The organism is Effusibacillus sp. SKA8, from assembly GCF_058273125.1.
On sequence record NZ_JBZCSF010000002.1, the window covers coordinates 1 to 21,425 of the forward strand.

Genomic DNA, 21,425 nt, shown 5'->3' on the forward strand with positions numbered 1-21,425 from the left:
TTTGGATAATTTTCTTGCTCCGCAAGCCGCATTGGTAAATATCGGCCAGCATTTTGCCGGGACGTCCCGTTTTGATTTCCCGCATGAGCAGTTGGACATTTCCCAAAATCGCAGTCAAGGGGCTGTTTAATTCATGGGCGATTCCCCCGCCATTTCTCCCAGGACGGTCAGTTTTGCCGATTGGATCAACTGGGCCTCGATTTTGACCTTTTCGCTGATATCCTTAAAAAGCAGGATGTTCTCGATCGAGACCCGCACATGTTCTCCGATGCCCTTGTAAAATTGGAGTTCTTTTTCGGGATACCCGACTTTATCCCGGTTCAAGAGAGTCAGAAAGCCGAACACTTTGCCCGCCTGATTCCGCAGGCAAACCGAGGTTCCGTGAGCGTCCGGCACCTCTTTTTGCAGCAATTGGTCGAATTCATTTCCTCCACCATATCGTTCAGTTCACTGTAATAGCTTCTGCGCGAAGAGTGGATGCCCGCCGGTTTGTCGATCAACTCCCGTTTGCCCCGCATCAGAATCCGCCCCCCAGCACTTTCCGGAACAACAGCTTCACCTCTTCCGCCGACATATCGCGCGGATTCGTGACCATACAAGCGTCGTGCACCGCATTGTGGCTCAGGAGATCGATTTGCTCTTCCTGCAGGCAGAGATTTTCCAGGGAACCGGGAATGTCGAGATCCCGCGCCAGATCTTTCACCGCTTTGATCGCCAATTTCGCCGCATCCGTCAGGCTGAGACCGTTCACGTCTTCGCCGAAAGCGGCGGCGATATTTTTGTACTTTTCGGGAGAGGCGATCAGATTGAACTCCAGCACATACGGCAGGAGGATCGCATTGAGTTCGCCATGCGGCAGGTCCAGCAAACCGCCCAACTGATGGGACATCGCATGCACCGCCCCTAAAATTGCGTTGGAGAAAGCGATTCCCGCCTACAGGCTGGCCATCGCCATCGCCTCTTTCGCTTCCCGGTTGTATTGACTTGCCACAGACGGTCTGAGATATTGGGCGATTAACCGGATCGCATTCAACGAGTGCCCTTCCGTCAGGGGGGTGGCTGCCAGCGAGATGTACGATTCGATTGCGTGCGTCAGGACATCCATTCCGGTATTCGCCGTCAACCGGCTGTCTTTTGTCATTAGCGTCCGGGGATCGATAATCGCAATATCCGGAATTAACGACTTGGAGACAATGGTCATTTTGACTTTCCGTGTGGAATCGACGATGATCGAGAACTGGGACACTTCAGAGCCGGAACCTGCGGTTGTCGGAGCCATTACCATCGGCGGAAGCGGACGTGCAACAAGATCCACTCCTTCGTATTGATGGATCGTTCCTCCGTTGGTCCCGAGCAGGGCGATCGACTTTGCCGCATCCATCGCGCTGCCTCCGCCGATCCCGATCACCGCGTTGCAACCGCTTTCACGATAGGCGGCAGCACCCGCATCCACTTCATAATCCTTCGGATTCGAAGTCACATCCGTCCATAGGTACCAGTCCAGCTTGCACTGTTTCAGGTAATGAACGGCTTGTTCCACCCAACCGGCGTTTACGATACCCGGATCGGAGACGACAAAGACCTTTTTTGCCCCCAACCGAAGCACGCTCTCCCCGATTTGACTCAGCGAATTGGTTCCGAAAATGATCTCCGGTGCCATGAATTTTGTAATCCCCACGGTTTCTCCTCCTCAGTTCTTACTTTACAGCGCCGGAAAAATTTGCTGAAGGCCGAAAAAACGTCCCATCAGCCGAATTTTCGTCGCAAAAGTCGTAAATTTGTCTTTCCAAAACGTTCACATATTGTTTTTCTACTCTTCTTAAAATTGGCACAAATTTTGCTAGCAGTAAATAAGCGGTTCAAAATTTTTTATCAAGGGGGAGCAGAAAAATGAAAGCTGCAGTTGTCAATCAGTTTCACCAACCGCTGGAAGTGAAGGAGGTGCCGATTCCGGAGATCGGCCACGGGGAGATCCTGGTCCGGATCAAAGCTTGCGGCGTTTGCCACACCGACCTGCACGCCGCGCACGGGGATTGGCCGGTCAAGCCCAAGCTGCCGTTGATTCCCGGCCATGAAGGAGTCGGGGTTGTGGAAAAAGTCGGTCCGGGCGTTACTTCGCTGAAAGTGGGAGACCGTGTCGGAATTCCGTGGCTTTACTCCGCTTGCGGCGAATGCGAGTACTGCCTGACCGGCTGGGAAACTCTCTGCAAAAACCAACTGAACGCCGGGTATTCGGTTGACGGCGGATACGCGGAATATTGCAAGGCGCCTGCCGCCTACGTGGCCAAGATTCCGGACGGATTGAGTTTTGAAGAAGCCGCTCCGATCTTCTGTGCCGGCGTCACCACCTACAAAGCCCTCAAGGTGGCGGATGCCAAATCGGGCGACTGGGTCGCGATCTACGGCATTGGCGGACTCGGCCATGTCGCGCTGCAATACGCAAAGGCAATGGGATTCAACGTAATCGCGGTTGACATCCAGGACGAAAAGCTGGAACTGGCAAAACGTTTGGGCGCCGATCTTGCTATTAACGGAAAATCGGTTGATCCCGCCGAGGAAATCCAGAAGCAAGTGGGCGGTGCCCAGTCGGCAGTCAGCGTCGCGGTAACCCCGAAAGCGTTCGAGCAGGCATACCGTTCCGTAAAACGCGGCGGTACCCTTGTGGTGGTAGGTCTTCCGACCGGGGAAATTCCGATTCCGATCTTTGACACCGTCTTGAACGGGGTTACGGTCAAAGGTTCGATTGTGGGCACCAGAAAAGACCTGCAGGAAGCCCTGGAATTCGCAGCCCGCGGCAAAGTCAAAACGATTATCGAGACCCATCCGCTGGAAAAGATCAACGAAGTTTTTGACCGTATGGAAAAGGGACAAATCAACGGCCGGATCGTTTTGATGCTGGAATGACAGACCGTTGGAGCCGGCAGATTGTGGGAGGAATCACCATGCGGCCGGGAAAAGGGCTCGGCGTCACGCATGTGTTGGACAACGGGCCGCATAAAACCGCAACTTATCAACAGGGGCTGTCCCATGACTTTGGGGACGGCCCCTCTTTCCCTCTTTTTTGTCAATCTTGCTCCAATAACACTTCATGCACCACCGGGTAGTGCGCCCCCGCCGGGTCCGGCACCGATTCGAACAGACAGATCCGGTCAACCCACCAAGTCGCATCCCGCAAGATTGCGCCCGCATCGACATTCACGCCGTGAAATGAGCTTATGTCTCCCGTTCGGGCCAGCGTAATATGCGGAATGAACTTGGGTTTGGCGAACTTCTCCGCTCCCAGCGGCCGAAACGCCCGCCGCAGTTCGCTTTGCAATGCGGCCAATTTTTCCATTTCCCCGTCCACGCCGCACCAGACAACCCGGGCGTTGGGGAACGCGCCGATTCCTTTTGCCGTCAATTCAAAACGCGAATAACGCGGCACGATTTCCTCCAGACAGCGAATTGCCTGCGCCAACCCGTCATGATCCAACCCGCCGAGAAAATGGGTCGTGATATGAAGCCGCTCCGGACCGTACCACCGCTTTACCGGAACCTGCGACGCAAGCAGCTTTTCAAGCATGGCCAGTTTTTCTCCAATCGGGATGGGCACCTGAATGCCCGCAAAAAAACGTCTCACTCGGGATCGCTCCGTTTGCTCGCTTCGGTCTTCCTGGCTGGGGTGTATTTTGGGCAATTGCGCCAGTTCGCTCCCTCTTCTCGGCGCATACAGTATACGTACATATTCAATTTATTTTGAGGGATACAGTCTCCCTTTCGCCTTGAGCCGCAGCAACGGTGGCAAAGGCTCTTTTTTTGTCCAGTCAGATTTATGGTATGATGGAGGTTGCAAACGCAATTCCGAACAAAAGGGGTACGGCTTTATGTTACACAGGTTTTCGCGAACGGAACTTGTCATTGGTCCGGAGGGGCTCGAAAAAATGAAAAATTCAACGGTCTGCGTTCTCGGCATGGGAGGCGTCGGCTCCTACGCGGCAGAAGCACTTGCGCGAACGGGAGTCGGGAAGCTGATTCTGGTCGACAAAGACGTGGTTGACATCACAAACATCAACCGGCAAATTCCCGCTCTCACCCATACGGTCGGCATGTCGAAAACAAAGGTGATGGCCGAACGGGTGAAACAAATCAACCCCGAGTGCGAGGTCGCCGCACTGGACATGTTTTTTAACGAGGAAACAAAGGAGGAAATCTTTTCCCACAAACCCGATTACGTTGTCGACGCGATCGACACCATCACCGCAAAAATCCTGCTGATCGTCGAATGCAAGCGGCGCCGCATTCCGATCGTCTCTTCGATGGGGGCGGCCAACAAAATCGACCCGACACGCTTCAGAGTCGTCGACATCTCGAAAACCCAAGTGGACCCGATTGCCAAAATCATCCGCCGCAAACTGAAAGATTACGGTATTACAAAAGGGGTTCCGGTAGTTTGTTCAACCGAACAGCCCGCCAAACCGCGGGAGGATGTCCGGCAGCAAATCGTTTCGCCGGAAGTGGAACAGGGCCACGCGCCCCGAAAAGCGAAACAGCCGCCCGCCTCGATCGCGTTTGTGCCGCCGGTCGCCGGGATGATCCTCGCTTCCGTCGTGGTGCGGGATCTGCTGGGGTACAAATTTTGAAGAGGGACCAACGCCGGGGCTGTCTGTCAAGACGCGGACGGCCCCCGGAATTGCCGGAACCTGCCGTCGCGGACAAGAAGTCGGCGGATCACTGTTTTGCCATTTCCAGTTCCTCTTCGATTGCCGCCAAGCGGTTCCGATGCGAATTCAAACGTTTTTCAGTTAATGTTTGCTGGGCTTCAATCCGTTCAACAGTCGATTTTACTTCAGAGATCTCGCGTTTGATTTCTCCGATTTCACGTTTCATTTCTCCCATCTCGCGTTTGATTTCTCCGATTTCACGTTTCATTTCTCCCATTTCACGTTTGATTTCTCCAATTTCGCGATTCACACGGGACAGGTCTTTGCGAATCTCGTCAAGCTGACTTGTAATTCCCTGGGCAAATTCGCCTAATACTTTTCGCAGCGTTTCCTCGTTCATACTGGACACACCCCGTTTCTGTTTCCTTTTTTTCAAGTATACCACAACCAGGATTTGTTGGGCTGCGGGACAGAAGAAAAACGAAACAGGTGCACCCGGTTTCTACGGTACACCTTTCTGTCTGAAAAAAACAGGAAATTTACCAGTTGATGCCGCCGTTGCGATTGATCATGTCTTCCACCAGGCCCTGATTCTTTAACATCTTCAGGTAACCGGCCGCGTTTTGCCATTCGCTGTCGCCAACAAAGCGCAACGGAAGTTTGCCGTTTGTAATCTCCTCGATGTAAGGCCGCAGAGCGGCGGCGCCGCCGCCCAACACGTAGAACGCTTGTGCATCCGGATATTTTGCCCACCGTTTGTGAATCAGGTCCACGACGCGAATCGCCGCACGCCGGAAATGCTCGTCGACGATTGGTTTGATGTCCGCCCGGCGTTCCCCCACCAGGTTGATCAGATAGCTCGCCTCACGGATGCGCTTGACCAGCTTCGCCCGGCTTTGAAAGTTGTAGCCAAATTTTTCGTACACATCCTGCCGGATGGCGTCCAGATAAGAAGCGATGCCGAAATATTCGCCGTGGCTGAAACGGTTGTCCGGCTGCAGCTTCTTCATGATCGGAAAATCGGTCGTCAAGGAGCCGATTTCACAGACTCCCACCGTTCCGTAGTAAGCCGTTTCATCCTTGACGCTAAGGTCGTCGTTGGTTGCGATGTTGAGAACCGCCGCCGCCCCTTCGATGCCAACCGTCACTTTTTTGATGATCACCCGCACCGTGCGCCCGCGGTATTTCGGAGTGGAAACGAATTTCACTTCATGTTCTCCCTCAAGCCGCTGGATCAGCGCCTCCTTGTACCTTGCAAACTGGCGGATCGGCAAGCCGGTGCCGACGACATACTCCGCCACCAACGGATTTTCCGCAAACGATTCGGAGCGGGACAAAGCCGCCACGGCAAGGGCAACCAGCGTCACGATCAACGCCTGCTCCGATTCCACTTTATTTTCGATCTCGCTCATTTCGAGGTTGTCTTCGTCTTCAACCGCCAATTCGCCGACAAAATAGTGCTTCCAGCCGCCTGTCAAAGAACGGCTGAACACTTCCACGTCAAGTGCTTCCAGGACGTTGTCCTCTTCTCGCAACAGATTCCTCGGGCTTCCCGGAGCCACGATATTGGGGATCGTCAACCGTCCGCCATCCATAACCAGTTTGATGCTGTCATTTCCGATATCGAGTCCTACGGACCTGACCACAAGATCACGTCTCCTTCACCCAATGTAAACCTGTCTCGCACGTCTCCGCACTTCGATCTCCTCAACATTATTCGACCGCAAATACGGAAATCCTTCCCGATTCGCAAAGAAAACCCATAGGCCTATAGTCCTGTTTTCACTTTCTGGCAGGAAAAAGTTGCTGCTTGTCGAATTAAACTAGTCGGGTCCTGACAAATTTTTCTCGAGGCAGTGGCAGAGCATGAAGAGACAACTTTGGAAACCGTTCACCCTCATGGTGGTTCCCCATTCGGGCAAAGAGGTGCGTTCACTGTCCATATCGAAATCCCTCATGATCGCTTTTGCGGCGATCGTTTTGGCATTTGGGGCGGGAGGAGGGTATTTTGTGTACAAATTTGCCGAATACCGCCGTTCCTCCCAAGAATTCGACGCTTACAAAGCGGAGACCGAACAAATCCGCCGGGAATACGATTCCATGGCGGGCACGGCAGAAACGGTCAAAAAAAAGCTGGAGGTTCTGCAACAGCTTGAAAACGACCTGCGTTCCAAAAACGGGCTGCCGCCGGTATCCGTCCCGCAAAACGGCGGCGACGGACAAGGCGGGGTGCTGCAGAGCCGCAGTGGCCTTAAACGGCAGCATCTGATTTTGAACAAGGAAGCGGTCGCAAAGCTCGAACAGGATGCGGATCAGCTGATTCAAAGCGTGCAGCAAACGGTGGACGCCGTCGACAGACAGGATGCAAAGCGCAAAGCGGAGGAACGGCAAAAGCAGGAACAAGTCGCCCACACGCCGGACGTTTGGCCGACGGGCTCCCGCACCGTCACATCCGATTTCGGATACCGGAAGGACCCGTTTGACGGAGTCTATTCCCTGCACACCGGCCTTGACATCGGCGGAAGCTACGGTTCTGCGGTCAACGCGACGGCAGATGGCATCGTAACGACTGCGGGCTGGGACGGCGGTTACGGAATCAGCGTTGTCATCGACCACGGCAACGGCATTCACACCCGGTACGGTCATCTGTCCGCAGTCGCGGTAAAAGTCGGGCAAACCGTGAAAAAAGGCGAGACAATCGGCCAAATGGGAAACACCGGCCGCAGTACGGGGACCCATCTGCATTACGAAGTGATCAGGAACGGGATTCCCGTTAATCCGATTCATTATCTCCCCTGAGGAGGAAGCGACCATGTTTAAAAAAGGATCGCCGGTCACCGGCGGAAAAGTGGATACGTTGATCGGCGCCGGCACCACAATCGAAGGAAAGGTGCAGGCGACCGGCATCCTCCGGGTGGAAGGCCGCATCCGCGGCGAAGTGGTGTCGGAAGGCGACGTCATCGTCGGCGAAAAAGGGGAAATCCGCGCCAACATCAAAGCGCGCCATGTTACGATCGCCGGCAAAGTCGCCGGCAACATCAGCGCTTCGGGGCGCATGCACCTGATGGCGACCGGTTCCCTGCAAGGCGATGTGGACGCGGTCACGGTGGCGATCGAGGAAGGGGCGTATTTCAAGGGAACTTGCCGGATGGCCGAATCCTCTTCCGGCAAGGACCGCTACAGCGAGCCGGAGCCGCCGAAACCCTTGCAGCCTTCCGAGTCGGTCACATCGGGCACCACAGCGTTTTTTCACTCTTACACCACCGACAAAAAAGAGAACATCCGTCCCTTGGCGGATGCCCCTCAATGGTAGGACTCTCGCGTTGAGAGTTCTTTGTTTTTGGGATATGATATAAAATGGATCAGCGTACCGGACGGACACAAATCCCGCCACGAGAGGAGGGGCACCATGAACCACTCGCAGCCTTACCACACGAAGCAAGTTTCCGTGACCAAACTCTTCACGTTCGACTCCGCCCACCGGCTGGATGACTATATCGGAAAATGCGCCAATCTGCACGGCCACACCTACAAACTGGAAGTGGAGGTCAAAGGGCGGACGGACCACCGCGGCATTGTCATCGATTTCATCGATCTCAAAAAAATTGTCAACGAGCAAATCATTGCCAAATACGACCACCAATTCTTGAACGACCTCATGCCGTTTCACACGACGGCGGAAAATATAGCCGTCTTCTTCTTCGAGATCATCGACACGTATCTGAAGCGGCTGGATTCCGCCCGAGACATCCGGTTGCAGCGGGTCCGGCTTTGGGAAACGCCTGCCTCCTACGCGGAGATCACGCGGGAGGAGTTTGAACGTGAAAGTGAATGAGATTTTTCTCTCGATCCAGGGGGAGTCGAGTTCCATCGGCCTGCCGACCGTGTTCGTCCGGTTTACCGGTTGCAACCTGCGCTGCACCTACTGCGACACCCAATATGCCTACTATGAGGGAGAGCCGGACACACCGGAAGGCATCATGGAGAAAATCCGCTCTTTCGGCGTCAAACGGGTCTGCCTGACGGGCGGGGAACCGTTGCTGCAACCCCGTGCGGAATTGCAGTGGCTTTTGGATCTGCTGGCAAACGAACAATATGAGGTATCGATCGAAACGGACGGCTCCATCGACATCTTCAAATTCCGCCTGCACGACCGGCAGCGCTTCATTCTCGACATGAAGGTCCCGTCTTCCGGCATGTCGGACAGAATGGATTTTGAGAATTTGCGGCGAGTCGTGCCGGAACGGGACGAGATCAAATTTGTCACGGGAAACCGGGAAGACTACGAATGGGCGAAGAACTTGATCCGGAAATACGATTTGGATCCCGGCAAGGGGTACCGCCTGATTTTTTCTCCCGTCTTCGGGGATCTGCCTTACCGGCAGTTGGTCGAATGGCTGTTGGAAGACCGGATCGACGCCCGGTTTCAGGTCCAACTGCACAAGATCGTCTGGGATCCGAATTTGCGAGGGGTGTAAACCATGTCGGAAGCGAAAAAAGCGGTCGTCATCTTATCCGGGGGCCTTGATTCCACCACCTGCATGGCGGTGGCGCGGGACGCGGGATACGAGGTGTGGCCGCTGACCTTTTTCTACGGCCAAAAGCATTCGATTGAATTGGAGTCGGCAAAGAGGGTCGCCGCCCATTACGGCTGTGAAAACCGCCATTTGATCGCGGATTTGAACGGCATCATCAGCGGTTCCGCCTTGACGGACGCAGACAAAGAAATCCCTGTCGGGCGAACGGAACAGGAGATCCGTTTCGGGATTCCGGCCACGTACGTGCCGGCCCGCAATATTATCTTTCTTTCGATCGCCCTCTCCTACGCCGAAGCGATGGGCGCGGAGGCGATCTATATCGGGGTGAACGCGCTGGATTATTCCGGGTACCCGGATTGCCGCCCCGAATTCATCCAGGCGTTTCAGGAAGTCATCAACAAAGGAACTGTGGCGGGCGCCCACGGACACGGCATCCGCATCGAAGTGCCATTGCAGAATCTGACAAAGGCGGAAATCGTCAAACTCGGCATAAAACTGAACGCTCCTCTGGAACTGACGCATTCCTGCTATCTGGGAACGGAACCGGCCTGCGGCGTTTGCGATTCCTGCCAGCTTCGCATCAGAGGTTTCAAGGAAGCGGGCGTGAAAGATCCGGTGAAATACGCGATCGAAATCGACTGGCCATGACGGAAACGCGGCGCTGCAATGGTTTCTGTCAACAAACCGACAAGCCTCCTGACCGCTCATCGGCAGGAGGCTTGTTCATTTACGAGGACAGCCTCAGCTTTTGCAGCACCTTTTCCCCTTCTTTGTAGATATCACCGGCTCCCATCGTCAGGAACACATGATCGTCGCTGACACGGCTCATTTCCTCAAGCCACTGAAGCAGTTCCGACTTGGGAATGTAAGTGACGCGCGGGTGATGTTTTTTCGTCTCTTCGACGAGGTCGGAGATATCGATCAATTTTTCTTTTTCCCGTTCGGAAGCGAAAATATCGGTCAAAACGACCAAATCGGCCGCTTGAAAGGATTGGGCAAACTCGCTTAACAGCCGTTTGGTTCTCGTATACGTATGCGGCTGGAAAATCGACACGACGTTTGCGTTTGGAAAATTTTCTTTCACCGCATGCAGAGTCACGCGAATTTCAGTCGGATGATGCGCATAGTCATCGTACACGAGATGTCTGTTGATTTGTCCTTTTAGTTCGAGGCGTCGTTTCACCCCGATGTAATGGAGCAGCGTTTCCTGCATAATCTGGAAAGGAATATTATAGTACAAGCCCACCGACACCATCGCCAAAGCGTTTTGAATATTGTGCTCTCCCAGGAGCGGAGTCGTCATGTCCCCCAGATGTTCTCCATGCACATACACTTTGAACTGGCCAGGGCCTTTTTTCACTGCGTAGATGTCGTTTTCCTCCGACAATCCATAAGTGATAATCCGGCAGGACGCCGACAGATTGCGGGCCAAATTGTCGCCGCAGACAATCAGGGCACCGTCTTCCGGAAGCCGGTTTGCGCACTCCTGGAACGCTTCAAACGTATCTTGTATGTCCTGATAATAATCCGGATGGTCAAAATCGATGTTGGTAACCACCATCACCTTTCCCTTATAATGCAGGAAATGACGTTTGTATTCACACGCTTCGACAACCAGTTGTCGGCCGTTGCCGGACCGGGCGTTATTTTTCAGGGTTTCGATGTAAGAGCCTACCACGATCGTCGGATCCATTCCGGCGTTGACCAGGAGAGACCCCACCAGTCCGGTAGTGGTTGTCTTTCCGTGGGTGCCCGTGACAAGTATCGATTCGTATTCATTTGTCAGTTCCCCGAGCAGCATCGGATATGTAAGTATCGGAATTTCAAGTTCCAGGGCTTTTCTGAGTTCCACATGGTTGTTTCCGTAAGCGGCGGATGCGCATACAATGTCGACGTTCCGGACGTTGTCCTCGTGAAAGGGGAGCGCTTCAATTCCCGCTGCCGACAACAATGTATCGGTAAAAAACGTTTCTGCCACGTCGCTGCCCGTTACAATGTGACCTTTGCGTTTGAAGATTTGAGCGAGCGAACTCATGCCTGAACCTTTTACGCCTGTAAAATGGATCCGCATTCCCTTGTCCTCCACCAATCCTAAATCTCTGTGTTTTGATCATCTCTGTACTTAGTTTGCCCTTCCCAAACCGAATTTACAAGGGTCTTTTTTCCCGAAGTCGAGGTTTGCCGGGTTCTTTGAGCCGGTAATTTATAGCAGAATCCGATTGGGTGTCCGCTCTTACAGTGCTCGAAGACTCTCTGGTATTTTGGGCCATGCCAGCCTTCTTCCGGGAAAATTCCCGCTCTTCCAATCCCTTGGCGACTGTCGGAATGTCCGAGATCATACCGCGGCGCCCCGCCCCTATATATTATACCGGACAGCCGTCCCTTGCTCCTCTTATTTCGGCAAAACGAGCGAAACAGTCTGCGCTTTCGGCTCGAAGTGCTCCGCCAAACGCCGGTTGACCTGCTCATGAGTCAGTCCTTGCAAAACCGAAACCGATTCGAAAAAGTCCGCGCCTTTAAACCTGTAGGCGGTGAAATTGCGTGCGATGTAACGCGGCGAATCCATCCCTTCAAGGAACTTGCCGATCATTTTTTTGCGGCTGACCTCGAACGCTCGCTGCGGGATGCCCTGTTGCCGCACTTTAGCCAGTTCCTGATTGACGATTTCCAGCAAGCGGTCCGGATCTTTCGAGTTGCCTCCGATAACGGAAAATCCGTAATCCGGCGTCACTTCATACTCCCAGGAAAAACCTTTGTCGATTAACCCTTCATTGAAGAGGCGGTTAAACAAATCGGCGCTTTTGGAAAACAGCGTGTCGAAACCGACAGCCGTCGCCAACTCCCGGACAAGCAGTTCCCGCCCCGATATGGCGGGATTCACTTCTTTAAATCCAAACAGGCAGCGCGGAATCGATACGGACAGTCTCACTTCCACCCTCGGCTGCGCCGCTGCCGCCGGTTCCCGCGGGAAAATGCGCTTGATTTCCGCTTGTGGGGAAAATGTTTTGCGGGCCTGATTGTCCGCTATCAATTTGACGACTTCCTCCGGGACGAACGGGCCAACCGCAAAAACCAGCATGTTGCCGGGGTGGTAAAACGTCCTGTAACAATCCATCAACGTTTCTTTTGTGATCTTGGAAATGCTCTCGACCGTTCCGGCGATGTCGATGCGAATCGGATGTTCTTTAAAAAGGCCCTGCAATACCCCGAAATAGGAACGCCAATCCGGGTCGTCATCGTACATGCGAATTTCCTGGCCGATAATCCCCTTTTCCTTTTCCACGTTTTCGTCGGTCAGATACGGGCTTTGGACAAAATCGATCAGCGTCTCCAGATTCTCGTTCAGGTAACCGGTGGCGGAGAACAGATAGGTTGTCATGTCAAAGGACGTGAACGCGTTGGCGGAAGCACCATATTTGGCAAAGCGTTGAAACACGTCCCCATCCGCTTCCTCGAACATCTTGTGTTCAAGAAAATGGGCGATTCCGTCCGGCACCGTGATCGGATTTGCTTGGCCGGGCACGATGAATGTCCTGTCGATGGAGCCGTATTTTGTGGTAAATGTTGCATATGCCTGATTGAATTCCGGTTTGGGCATAACGTAAATATTGAGACCGTTTTCCAACCGCTCGTGATAGAGGGTTTCCTGCAACTGTTCGTAACGGATTTCACGCATCGGCGGCTCCCCCTTCCTTGTCGCGCAAAAAATAGATCGTGTCAAGATGCACCCGGTCGGCAATCCGGACCACATCTTCCTTTGTTACTTTTTGCACAAGATCGATCAATTCTTCCATCGTCCATTGCCGTCCCGAGACAAGACCGCCGGTATGGAAATCGACCAGACCTTCCGGCGAATCCTGCAAGGTCCGGAACGAATTGACCAACCCGCTTTTTGTGAAAGCCAGCTCTTCGTCGCGGATCTGGCCCGACTTCATTTCTTCCAGTTGCCGCTTGATAATGGCAAGCGCCTTTTCGTAATGTTCAATCTGAATGCCGGACTGGATATACAACAGCCCCTTGTAAGATTCCAGCCGGCTCGACGCGTAGTAGGCAAGCGACGCCTTTTCCCGCACGTTCGTAAACAGTTTCGAATGGGGGAATCCGCCGAGAATTCCGTTATACACCAACAAAGCCGGATACATGTCATCGGCATGGGTGACTCCGGTACGCAAACCGATATTTAATTTCCCCTGGTTGACGTCAAGCCGTTCGACGATTTCCTTGACACGGCCCGGAACCACAGCGGTTTGTGTCGGCCGGAGATCGGTTTTGCGGACGCGGTCAGGCTTCAAATACTTTTGAACGAAAGCGATCACCGCATTGCGCTCCACGTTGCCAACCACATAGATATGCATCGGCGCGGCCGTTACCATATCGCGATAGGCAGCAAACAAAGTTTTGCCGTCGATCCGATCGAGGTCGGATTTGCGCCCGAGTTTCGGAATTGCGAACCGTTCGCCTTTTGTCATTTCCTCCAAGCAACGCTCGGCGGCATACATGATCTTGTCGTCGAGTACCGAGTCGATGCGCTTGGCGTGCTGTTCCTTTTCCTTTTCGACAAAATCGGGTTTAAAGCCGCCCGCTTCCTCGACGGGCCTGAACAATACGTCAGACAGCAAAGCGAACCCTTTTTCCAGGAGCGGTTCCGTGTGTGCCAGATATTTCTCGCTGACCGTCTTGAACTGGAACTCCACAATCTGCCGTTCCCCTTTTTTCGAAACGGCCCCGGCAAAAGCCGCCCCGTACAGATCGGCTAACGCAAGTTGAATCGATTCGGCGGTCGGATAATGCCGCGACCCGCGCATCAGGACATGGGGGATCATCGCCTGCTGTGTCGCTTTCCCTTCCTCCAAATCTGTATGAAACGTGACAACGATTGTATTCAACTTGAATTTGGCTGTCGGAAGAATGTGCAAATGGATTCCGCCGACGGTTTCCGAAACAAAAGTCTGCAATTGCCTACACCTGCCTCTGCAAGAAAATCGCACTTCCGCTTTTACAATGCTAGTATCGGGTTGTGTTTGCACGCAAATACGCAATCTGCGGATTTCCATTTTTAACCTCGTTTTTACTATACAACAATTGTCACCTGAAAATAAAGAAATCCGGCATTCGCCTGGGCCGCAAAATCAAAAACAAAAGCCCGCCGTTTGACGGCAGGCTCCAATTTCCGTATGTCAGCCGCGGCGCAATTGGCTTCTTACGGCCGCTTGCGCAATATCAAAGTCAACGCGTGTGATGATCGTCGACTCGCGGATCCAATTCTGCACTTCACGACTCATCGTTGGAGATACGTATTTGGGAGTTCCGTACTTTTCGACCAGTTCCCGCTTGGACATGGCATGTTTTTGCATGCAATGGTTATTGGTCAGGATCTCCATCAGTTCCCCACATACTGGACACTGAAACATAATCATTCCTCCTAATGGCCTGCCGCTCCAACGGAGCCGGCCGAATCAAGGTAGTTGGTCCCGGTCTTGCCTGTGGTGCTGTTTTACGATGAGATAAAATAAAAATATTTAATTGTTGCCTAAAAGTTTACTTTAAAATCCGCGTACGGGCAAGGGACTCTAGGCTGAATTTTACAAAAAACGAAACCTTTCAAGCGACGGTTCCTGGGACTTGGGACACACCTCCCGAGTCCTTCTCTGTTTACCGTATGAAAATGACGCCCGTCCCATTCCCTTCATCTGCCAACGCAAAAAAGAAAAAAGCGCCGAATCGCCTGTTTCGGAAAACGACGCGGCGCCGCCAAGTCATGAATTTATTTTTTCAATTTGGCCGGCAGATCCATCAGATACTTAATGAAAATTGCCGCCGCCGACGCGTAATACGCGATCGCCAGAAGCCATCCCGTCGGGTCGAGCGGCATCATGTAGGCAAGGATCAATAATGGCAGAACGCTGTGCAAAATGCCAGACCTCAGGAAGTTGGCGAATGTTTTGACATCAAAAGAATTCGACATGAGTGCGCGATACACGCCCAGCAGAACATTGAGTCCGATGGCAGCCAGCACCAGCCAGAGAGCATACAGCATATACCCGGATACCATGCAAAGTTCCTCCCTTTAAAAAATGCAAGTAGCTGCTTTGTTAACAATTTATGAACACAGGGGGGAATGTTCGATAGGCGATCGCGGATTTTTTAACTTGGCAATTCGTCAGCGGCTGATGAATTCCTGCATCTATAATTTGCGTGCTTGCATGTGCTTTCATCCCGAATGTAGTACAATGAAAAAAACGAGGCCGACGGATCGAGGTGCGTGCTCCCTTGCAATTTCAACTTTTGGTTTTCGTGACGGTTGTCGAGAAAAAAAACTTCTCCCGGGCGGCGGAGGCGTTGAATTTGACCCAGCCGGCCGTGTCGCAGCAGATTCATTCGCTGGAAGAAGATTACGGTGTAAAATTGTTTGAACGCAACAGCAAGCGGGTGGAGATGACGCGGGCCGGTGAAATTCTGTATCGCTACGCGGTGGAGATCCTGAAGCTGCACCAGGAAGCCCGGCAGGCGATCAGCGATCTGCTGGGGCGGGTTACAGGCAAACTGATCATCGGAGCTTCCTTGACGATCGGAGAATATGTGCTGCCGCGGCTGCTTTCCGTTTTCACCAAGCAATTTCCGGCCGTGGAAGTGGCGGTTTCGATCGGAAATACCGAAGTGATTGCCGACCATGCGCTGAGCAGCCGGATTGACGTCGGGCTGGTGGAAGGACCTGTCAGCCCGACCAATTTAATCATCACCCCATTTTTGGAAGATGAGATGGTGTTGATTGTGCCTGCGAACCACCGTTTGGCATCCAGCCGGGAGGCAGACGTATCCGACTTGGTCGACGAAATCTTTATCGTGCGGGAGGCAGGGTCGGGAACCAGGTTTGTGGTCGAGGAAGTGTTCCGGACACTGGACATCCGGCCGAAACGGGAAATCCAGTTCGGCTCCACCCAGGCCATCAAGGAAGCCGTAGAGGCGGGCCTTGGTGTGGCTTTCATATCCAAGTGGAGCATCCAAAAGGAGTTGAAGCTCGGCACGCTGTCCGCCATCAGGGTGAAAGGTCACTCTTTCCCGCGCCCCTTCTCCCTGATTTGGAAAAAAGAACAGTTCCAATCCCGGGCAATGAAAGAATTCGCGAAGTTGACTGTTTCCTCCGACTTCCTGTCTTCCTTGGAAGCTCCGGCCCAGGGATCCAGCCGGTAAAAAGCGTAAAAATGCAAAAGGAAAAGTACCCCGTATGCATGGGGTACTTTTCCTTTTGGCGGAGAGGGTGGGATTCGAACCCACGAGACGGTTTCCCGCCTACACGATTTCGAGTCGTGCTCCTTCGACCAGCTCGGACACCTCTCCACTTCCCGGAATGTGACATTACGCCCGATGTTATGCTGCCTAAGCGAACTCCAGACGCTTTTCAGGCCCAAAAATCCGGGAATGTATGGTGCGGCTAATAGGAATTGAACCTATGGCCCCCACCGTGTCAAGGTGGTGCTCTCCCTCTGAGCTATAGCCGCATCGTATTTCGTTGTCTCTTTTGCCAACTGCCGGTCAAGCCGTTCCGACAACGAAGATAATAGCATACAAAAGCACAGTACCGCAAGAGGAAATATCGCCCGTCCGTGCAAAATGCAAAGAAAAGTTTCTGAAAAGCACAAAAGCTCTCCGCGCTACCGCTGGTGCAGAACGGGGGAGAACTTTGACAGATAAAGCTCATTGAACGAACGCGCGAGCCATGGTGCGGTCGAGAGGACTCGAACCTCCACGGGGGTTAGCCCACTGGAACCTGAATCCAGCGCGTCTGCCAATTCCGCCACGACCGCCCGCAAAAACCTGACGGATGTCATCATACTACGATTTGGCCGGAATTTCAAGACGCCCACTGGCAGTATGCCGCTTCCGTAAAGACAATTTCTTGTATTTTCAATCCGTTTCGCCGTTTTGCGAATAGACCTGCGGATTCGCGCAGTACGGCACTCTTGCACCCGCCAAGCCCGCCGCAAGATTCTCGGCCGCTACCGTCGCCATTTTGATGCGGGTCGCGATACTGGCGCTTCCGATATGGGGGAGCGCCGTGACATTCGGCAGCGACAACAAAGGGTGATCCGGGCTGATCGGCTCCGCCTCGAACACATCAAGTCCGGCAGCCCATATCCTGCCTTGCTTCAGCGCGTTATACAATGCCTTTTCGTCCACGTTCCTGCCTCTGGACGTATTGATAAAAACCGCGTTGGGCTTCATCAAGGCCAACTCCCTTTCCCCGATCATCCGATGGGTATCCGGGGTGGAAGGGGTTAACAAAACGACGTAATCCGATTCCCGCAGCAAATCGTCAAGCGACCGGTACTCCGCATTCAACCGCGCCTCCACCTCCGGCCGACGGTTCCGGTTGTGATACAAAATTTTCATCGAGAAGCCGGCGGCTCTTTTTGCCACGCCTTCTCCGATTCTGCCCATGCCGACAATTCCGATCGTTGCACCGTAAACATCCTGACCGGTCAACAGCATCGGCCCCCAACTTTTCCACTTGCCGCCCCGGATAAAGTCAGCCGCTTCGACGATTCTGCGGGCGGTAGCCAGCAGCAAAGCAAACGTCAAATCGGCTGTCGTCTCCGTCAATACGTCCGGCGTGTGGCCAACGGGAATCCCTCTTGCCGTCGCCTCACGGATGTCGATATTGTCGAAACCGACCGCCATCGTGCTGACCACCCGCAAGAGAGGGGCATGAGCGAACACTTCCTTGTCGATTCTGTCGGTGACATTGGTGAAGACCGCAGTTGCGTCTTTTACCTGTTCCAGCAACACCTCCCGGGGAATCGGCTCTTCTTCCGAATCCCACAGATAAATCTCCCCATTTGTTTCCAGCATTTCTAGTGTCTGTTTCGGAATACGCCGCGTGACTACGATCTTGTCTTTTTTCATACTGCTTTCTCCCCGATCAGCCGATTTTTATTTCAACAGACAATTGCAAACATTTTATAGCGCATCTTCACATTCCGTAATCATGATCGACAGATGTGATGACAGATCCACCTCGTACGGGATGACATTTTCTCCTTTTGGGTTTTTGAGAACGCGGACAATCGGGCGGTGCGGGTGTTTGGAATTCACATCGACCACAATGCCGGTTTCGCCGGTGCTCAAAGTGACCATCATTCCGACAGGATAAATTACGATATGGTTGCGAAATGTCGTCATCAAGTCGATGTCATATTTATCGGAGGAAGCAAATAAAATATCCAGCGCCTCGTGGGGCAGGTACGCTTTGCGATAGACGCGGTTCGCGATCAAAGCGTCGTACGTGTCCGCCAAACCCACTATTTTTCCGTAATGATGGATTTCGTTTCCTTTTAGGCCACGGGGGTAACCCGAACCGTCGAGGCGTTCATGATGCTGCAGTGCGCAATGGGCGGACAAGAGAGGAATATCAGGCTGTTCCCGCAAAATGTCATATCCGAACGTCGTATGTTTCTTGATTTCTTCATATTCCTCCGGTGTCAGCTTACCGGGTTTTTCGAGAATCTCCAAAGAAATAAGCGTCTTTCCCACATCGTGGAGCATCGCACCAATCCCCAGTTCGATCAATTGGTTGCGGTTCAACCCCACCGCCATGCCAAGCGCCGCCGAATAGATCCCCACATTCACCGAATGGGTGTACAAATAGTTGCTGGTGGTGTAGATTCCCGACAAATGAATCATCAGCTTCTGCCTATTTTGCAACTCGTGCAAAATATCCTCAAAGGCCTTGCGGAACTCGGTTCCCAACTTCGACAGGGAAAAGGTCCGGTTCCATTTTTTCGACTCAATCATTCTGGAAAACGCGTTATACACGATTTGCGTCGCCCGCTGGCGAGCTTCGTCCGACACCAGTTCCTCGGCCACAATGTCGTCCGTCCGCGGATCCGATACATAAACCGTATGAACTCCCAACTCCTGCAGGCGTTTAATCATGCCAGCCGTTAATTCGACATTGGCGCCGACCAAAATCTGCCCTGTCTCGGTATATACGGGTCTGCCGAGTTTGTCACCCGGCTTCAGAAAAGCTGTCTGCGTAATGTGCATGCCGTGTCCACCTTCAAGTTGCTGAGATCAGGCTCCTCCTTTTTTCCACATATTCGACATCCTGTTCCCTTCTCCTGCAAAATTGGCACGCACATCTCCGCCACTCCGTTCATATGGATAACTAAAATTGAAGAAAAGAAGGGACAGGGGAATATGGCTGGCAAACCGCAGGCAAAAACAGGCGCCAAACCAGGAGCCAAGAAGAAAAAGAAAGCAGAAGCGGAACGCCAACCGCAAATGAAAATCGTGACCCTCGATGCTTGCGTCGCATGTACGACCCAGTGCCGGCGAGGGATCCGGTATATCGCAAAAATGAGCCAGCCCGGCGCGGTCGGATTCGGCGTTCCCTGCATTCTTACATTGAAATAAACATACGCTTACCGTATCATGGGTTCGAGGAGGGTCACAACCGATGTGGAAAACCATTCTCGACCTGTTTACATATCCCGGCAAGACCCTCGATCGGGTCCTCGCCGAAAAAAATTACATGCGTGCAAACGGCATCTTTTTTTTGACAATGGTGACAGTAAGCCTCTCCGCCGTTCTGTCGCTGTATCTGATGCAACAGGAAGCCGTTCCGGTCAGCCCGTGGTTGATCACATGCGTCGCCATCGGTCCCATCGGCGGGCTGTTATTCGCGCGGTTCCTGTTTCGGTCGCTTGTGAAACTCGGACTCTTGATCGTGGCAAACCGCAGTTATCCCCGGGACCCCGGTGAGCGGAGCGAGCGATCCCGCGAATTGTACCTGCTCTACCCGTATCACACGGCAGGTTTAATGATTCCCGCGATCCTGCTGCCCCTGGTGCTTGCGCCAACCGCCCACGATTCGCTTCACCTGCTGGCGAAACTGGTGCTGATCATCGGATTCGTACTGCTCTCTCTGGGCGTTTTCGCGTTTCAAATCACAGTTATGGTGTTAATTGTAAAGCGTGTGTACCGCGTTACGACGGCACAAGCCTTTTGGGGACCCTTGCTCGCCTACTTCCTGTTCGCGGTCCTGTTGGCGATTGTCGGCATTGCGGCCGCACTGGTGTTTTCGTTCAGCTTTCAACTGTTGGTCTGACTCAGTCAAAACAGAACCCCTGTTCTTCCAGAAAAGAACGCATGTGCGGCCGAACCGGCTGCCGGTACTTGTCGGCCACTTCTTTTGACCACGTTGTATCGCGCTTGCCTTTCGTCCGTTCCAGGTAATAGTCCCGCATAATCCGGTCGTATTTTTCGATGTGCCGCCTCACTTGACTCGTATCATACGCATTGTGATGGTAAATCGCTTCTGTGCCGAGGCGCGGCCGTATCCCCGGATCGTGCCCGGGAACTCCCACGCACATTCCAAAGACCGGGTACACCAGTTCGGGCAGTTTCAGCAATTTTGTCACTTCCCCGGGATTGTTGCGGATTCCCCCGATGTAGACGATTCCAAGCCCCATTGATTCCGCCGCGACCGCCGCATTTTGCGCGGCCAAGGCCACATCCACGGTCGCTACGATAAAATTTTCCAGCATCCCGTGCACCATTTCCGTTTCTTGCATGGAACACGCTTCCCGGAGACGGTACAGATCCGCGCACCAGACGAGAAACAGCGGACACTGTTCGACATAAGCCTGGTTGCCGACAAGGATCGCCAACTCTTTTTTGAGATCAGGATCGGTCACGCCAATCACGCTGTAAGCTTGTACATTGCTGGATGTCGACGCCATCTGCGCGGAGCGCACAATTGCCTCGATTTGTTCGGGAGCAAGCGGCTCGGTCTTATATGTGCGGATCGAACGGTGCCGCTGCAGCAGATCGATTGTCGGATTCATGTCGTCAAACCTCCTGTCTCGGATTCGTACCCAAGTCCTCCAAAAATGAATTGTATGTGTCCTGAATCACGTCTTCCACGTTGTATTGTTTGCCCGCTCATTTTGGATTTTGTTCGGCGGCTGCTTCCGGCCGGGCATCCAGACGGACCAATCGGTTTCCCTCCACGTATCCGGCCAGAGTGACGCCTTGCAAATCCTCGAGGCGACTCACCTGAAAACGGTTCAGCAGGTTCTGAATCAATTCCTGATTGGTTGAATGAATCAGGCAATAGTCGTATCGCCATCCGGATGTGGATCGTGCGTATACACGGTAGGAGACCGGTTCCCCGGTCGCTGAAAGTTCAGGGACGATCCGTTCAATCACAAGCAGGCGGAGCACCATGAACTTCATCCCCCTTCAG

Annotated in this window: 24 protein-coding genes, 3 tRNA genes and 1 pseudogene; 10 read left to right on the forward strand and 18 right to left on the reverse strand. The window is 53.2% G+C overall.

Features of this window, described 5'->3' with window-relative positions:
• The 3 genes and pseudogenes from AC4ED1_RS02220 to AC4ED1_RS02230 form a co-directional block, all read right to left on the reverse strand.
• The coding region (locus AC4ED1_RS02220) for a hypothetical protein (protein WP_490936080.1) at positions 1-85 on the reverse strand (85 nt) is incomplete at its 3' end.
• Positions 86-126: 41 nt separating this feature from the next.
• Positions 127-411 carry a hypothetical protein gene (locus tag AC4ED1_RS02225; protein WP_490935781.1) on the reverse strand — a complete coding sequence of 95 codons (285 nt, stop codon included), beginning with the start codon at positions 409-411 and terminating at the stop codon, positions 127-129.
• Positions 412-517: 106 nt separating this feature from the next.
• Positions 518-1,678, reverse strand: a pseudogene (locus AC4ED1_RS02230) (iron-containing alcohol dehydrogenase).
• A gap of 212 nt (positions 1,679-1,890) precedes the next feature.
• On the opposite strand from AC4ED1_RS02230, the gene adhP reads away from it, so the two are divergent.
• Complete coding sequence (gene adhP, locus AC4ED1_RS02235; protein WP_490935782.1) at positions 1,891-2,904, forward strand: alcohol dehydrogenase AdhP; 1,014 nt, start codon at positions 1,891-1,893, stop codon at positions 2,902-2,904.
• Positions 2,905-3,064: 160 nt separating this feature from the next.
• Here the strand turns inward: adhP and thpR are convergent, their stop codons facing one another.
• Positions 3,065-3,619: an RNA 2',3'-cyclic phosphodiesterase gene (thpR, locus tag AC4ED1_RS02240; RefSeq protein ID WP_490935783.1), complete on the reverse strand. Its 555-nt coding sequence runs from the start codon at positions 3,617-3,619 to the stop codon at positions 3,065-3,067.
• 244 nt (positions 3,620-3,863) lie between these two features.
• Here thpR and AC4ED1_RS02245 point away from each other — a divergent pair, with 244 nt between their 5' ends.
• Complete coding sequence (locus AC4ED1_RS02245; RefSeq protein WP_490935784.1) at positions 3,864-4,619, forward strand: tRNA threonylcarbamoyladenosine dehydratase; 756 nt, start codon at positions 3,864-3,866, stop codon at positions 4,617-4,619.
• An 88-nt stretch (positions 4,620-4,707) separates the two neighbouring features.
• Here AC4ED1_RS02245 and AC4ED1_RS02250 read toward each other — a convergent pair whose 3' ends face one another.
• Positions 4,708-5,040, reverse strand: coding sequence for a hypothetical protein (locus AC4ED1_RS02250; RefSeq protein WP_490935785.1), 333 nt, complete (start codon positions 5,038-5,040; stop codon positions 4,708-4,710).
• Between the two features lie 139 nt (positions 5,041-5,179).
• A complete protein-coding gene (locus tag AC4ED1_RS02255) occupies positions 5,180-6,286 on the reverse strand; it encodes a ParM/StbA family protein (RefSeq protein ID WP_490935786.1) in 1,107 nt (368 codons plus the stop codon).
• A 220-nt stretch (positions 6,287-6,506) separates the two neighbouring features.
• Between AC4ED1_RS02255 and AC4ED1_RS02260 the strand changes: the two genes are divergently transcribed.
• The 5 genes from AC4ED1_RS02260 to queC all read left to right on the forward strand — a co-directional run bounded on the left by AC4ED1_RS02260 (position 6,507) and on the right by queC (position 9,826).
• Positions 6,507-7,439 (forward strand): M23 family metallopeptidase, encoded by a 933-nt coding sequence (locus AC4ED1_RS02260; protein WP_490935787.1) that lies wholly within the window; start codon positions 6,507-6,509, stop codon positions 7,437-7,439.
• A gap of 13 nt (positions 7,440-7,452) precedes the next feature.
• Positions 7,453-7,953, forward strand: coding sequence for a bactofilin family protein (locus tag AC4ED1_RS02265; protein WP_490935788.1), 501 nt, complete (start codon positions 7,453-7,455; stop codon positions 7,951-7,953).
• Positions 7,954-8,049: 96 nt separating this feature from the next.
• Positions 8,050-8,475, forward strand: a complete 426-nt coding sequence (gene queD, locus AC4ED1_RS02270) for a 6-carboxytetrahydropterin synthase QueD (protein ID WP_490935789.1) — start codon at positions 8,050-8,052, stop codon at positions 8,473-8,475.
• The gene (locus AC4ED1_RS02275; protein WP_490935790.1) at positions 8,462-9,118 is read left to right on the forward strand and encodes a radical SAM protein; all 657 of its coding nucleotides are present in this window, start codon (positions 8,462-8,464) and stop codon (positions 9,116-9,118) included. The genes queD and AC4ED1_RS02275 overlap by 14 nt, the downstream gene beginning before the upstream one ends.
• Positions 9,119-9,121: 3 nt before the next feature.
• Positions 9,122-9,826: a 7-cyano-7-deazaguanine synthase QueC gene (gene queC / locus AC4ED1_RS02280; RefSeq protein ID WP_490935791.1), complete on the forward strand. Its 705-nt coding sequence runs from the start codon at positions 9,122-9,124 to the stop codon at positions 9,824-9,826.
• A 79-nt stretch (positions 9,827-9,905) separates the two neighbouring features.
• Here the strand turns inward: queC and murC are convergent, their stop codons facing one another.
• The 5 genes from murC to AC4ED1_RS02305 all read right to left on the reverse strand — a co-directional run bounded on the left by murC (position 9,906) and on the right by AC4ED1_RS02305 (position 15,230).
• The gene (gene murC / locus AC4ED1_RS02285) at positions 9,906-11,249 is read right to left on the reverse strand and encodes a UDP-N-acetylmuramate--L-alanine ligase (protein ID WP_490935792.1); all 1,344 of its coding nucleotides are present in this window, start codon (positions 11,247-11,249) and stop codon (positions 9,906-9,908) included.
• A 321-nt stretch (positions 11,250-11,570) separates the two neighbouring features.
• Positions 11,571-12,854 carry an EF-P 5-aminopentanol modification-associated protein YfmH gene (yfmH, locus tag AC4ED1_RS02290; protein ID WP_490935793.1) on the reverse strand — a complete coding sequence of 428 codons (1,284 nt, stop codon included), beginning with the start codon at positions 12,852-12,854 and terminating at the stop codon, positions 11,571-11,573.
• The gene (gene yfmF / locus AC4ED1_RS02295; RefSeq protein ID WP_490935794.1) at positions 12,847-14,133 is read right to left on the reverse strand and encodes an EF-P 5-aminopentanol modification-associated protein YfmF; all 1,287 of its coding nucleotides are present in this window, start codon (positions 14,131-14,133) and stop codon (positions 12,847-12,849) included. The genes yfmH and yfmF overlap by 8 nt, the downstream gene beginning before the upstream one ends.
• A 222-nt stretch (positions 14,134-14,355) precedes the next feature.
• Positions 14,356-14,589: a hypothetical protein gene (locus AC4ED1_RS02300; RefSeq protein WP_490935795.1), complete on the reverse strand. Its 234-nt coding sequence runs from the start codon at positions 14,587-14,589 to the stop codon at positions 14,356-14,358.
• A gap of 353 nt (positions 14,590-14,942) precedes the next feature.
• On the reverse strand, positions 14,943-15,230 hold the full coding sequence (locus AC4ED1_RS02305; protein ID WP_490935796.1) for a hypothetical protein: 288 nt from the start codon (positions 15,228-15,230) through the stop codon (positions 14,943-14,945).
• Positions 15,231-15,448: 218 nt separating this feature from the next.
• Between AC4ED1_RS02305 and AC4ED1_RS02310 the strand changes: the two genes are divergently transcribed.
• Complete coding sequence (locus AC4ED1_RS02310; RefSeq protein ID WP_490935797.1) at positions 15,449-16,369, forward strand: selenium metabolism-associated LysR family transcriptional regulator; 921 nt, start codon at positions 15,449-15,451, stop codon at positions 16,367-16,369.
• A 56-nt stretch (positions 16,370-16,425) separates the two neighbouring features.
• On the opposite strand, the gene AC4ED1_RS02315 is transcribed toward AC4ED1_RS02310, so the two are convergent.
• The 5 genes from AC4ED1_RS02315 to AC4ED1_RS02335 all read right to left on the reverse strand — a co-directional run bounded on the left by AC4ED1_RS02315 (position 16,426) and on the right by AC4ED1_RS02335 (position 19,222).
• A tRNA-Ser gene (locus tag AC4ED1_RS02315) sits at positions 16,426-16,516 on the reverse strand.
• An 86-nt stretch (positions 16,517-16,602) separates the two neighbouring features.
• Positions 16,603-16,677, reverse strand: a tRNA-Val gene (locus AC4ED1_RS02320).
• A gap of 219 nt (positions 16,678-16,896) precedes the next feature.
• Positions 16,897-16,983, reverse strand: a tRNA-Leu gene (locus tag AC4ED1_RS02325).
• A gap of 100 nt (positions 16,984-17,083) precedes the next feature.
• Positions 17,084-18,082, reverse strand: coding sequence for a 2-hydroxyacid dehydrogenase (locus AC4ED1_RS02330; RefSeq protein ID WP_490935798.1), 999 nt, complete (start codon positions 18,080-18,082; stop codon positions 17,084-17,086).
• Between the two features lie 54 nt (positions 18,083-18,136).
• Positions 18,137-19,222 carry an HD-GYP domain-containing protein gene (locus AC4ED1_RS02335; RefSeq protein WP_490935799.1) on the reverse strand — a complete coding sequence of 362 codons (1,086 nt, stop codon included), beginning with the start codon at positions 19,220-19,222 and terminating at the stop codon, positions 18,137-18,139.
• 153 nt (positions 19,223-19,375) lie between these two features.
• Between AC4ED1_RS02335 and AC4ED1_RS02340 the strand changes: the two genes are divergently transcribed.
• Both AC4ED1_RS02340 and AC4ED1_RS02345 read left to right on the forward strand, forming a co-directional pair.
• Positions 19,376-19,591, forward strand: a complete 216-nt coding sequence (locus AC4ED1_RS02340) for a hypothetical protein (protein WP_490935800.1) — start codon at positions 19,376-19,378, stop codon at positions 19,589-19,591.
• Between the two features lie 43 nt (positions 19,592-19,634).
• Entirely contained in the window at positions 19,635-20,285 is a 651-nt protein-coding gene (locus AC4ED1_RS02345; protein WP_490935801.1) for a hypothetical protein, read from the forward strand.
• 1 nt (position 20,286) lies between these two features.
• Here AC4ED1_RS02345 and nfsA read toward each other — a convergent pair whose 3' ends face one another.
• Both nfsA and AC4ED1_RS02355 read right to left on the reverse strand, forming a co-directional pair.
• Positions 20,287-21,024 carry an oxygen-insensitive NADPH nitroreductase gene (nfsA, locus tag AC4ED1_RS02350; RefSeq protein WP_490935802.1) on the reverse strand — a complete coding sequence of 246 codons (738 nt, stop codon included), beginning with the start codon at positions 21,022-21,024 and terminating at the stop codon, positions 20,287-20,289.
• Between the two features lie 97 nt (positions 21,025-21,121).
• Positions 21,122-21,406 carry a hypothetical protein gene (locus AC4ED1_RS02355; RefSeq protein WP_490935803.1) on the reverse strand — a complete coding sequence of 95 codons (285 nt, stop codon included), beginning with the start codon at positions 21,404-21,406 and terminating at the stop codon, positions 21,122-21,124.
• Positions 21,407-21,425: the final 19 nt, after the last annotated feature.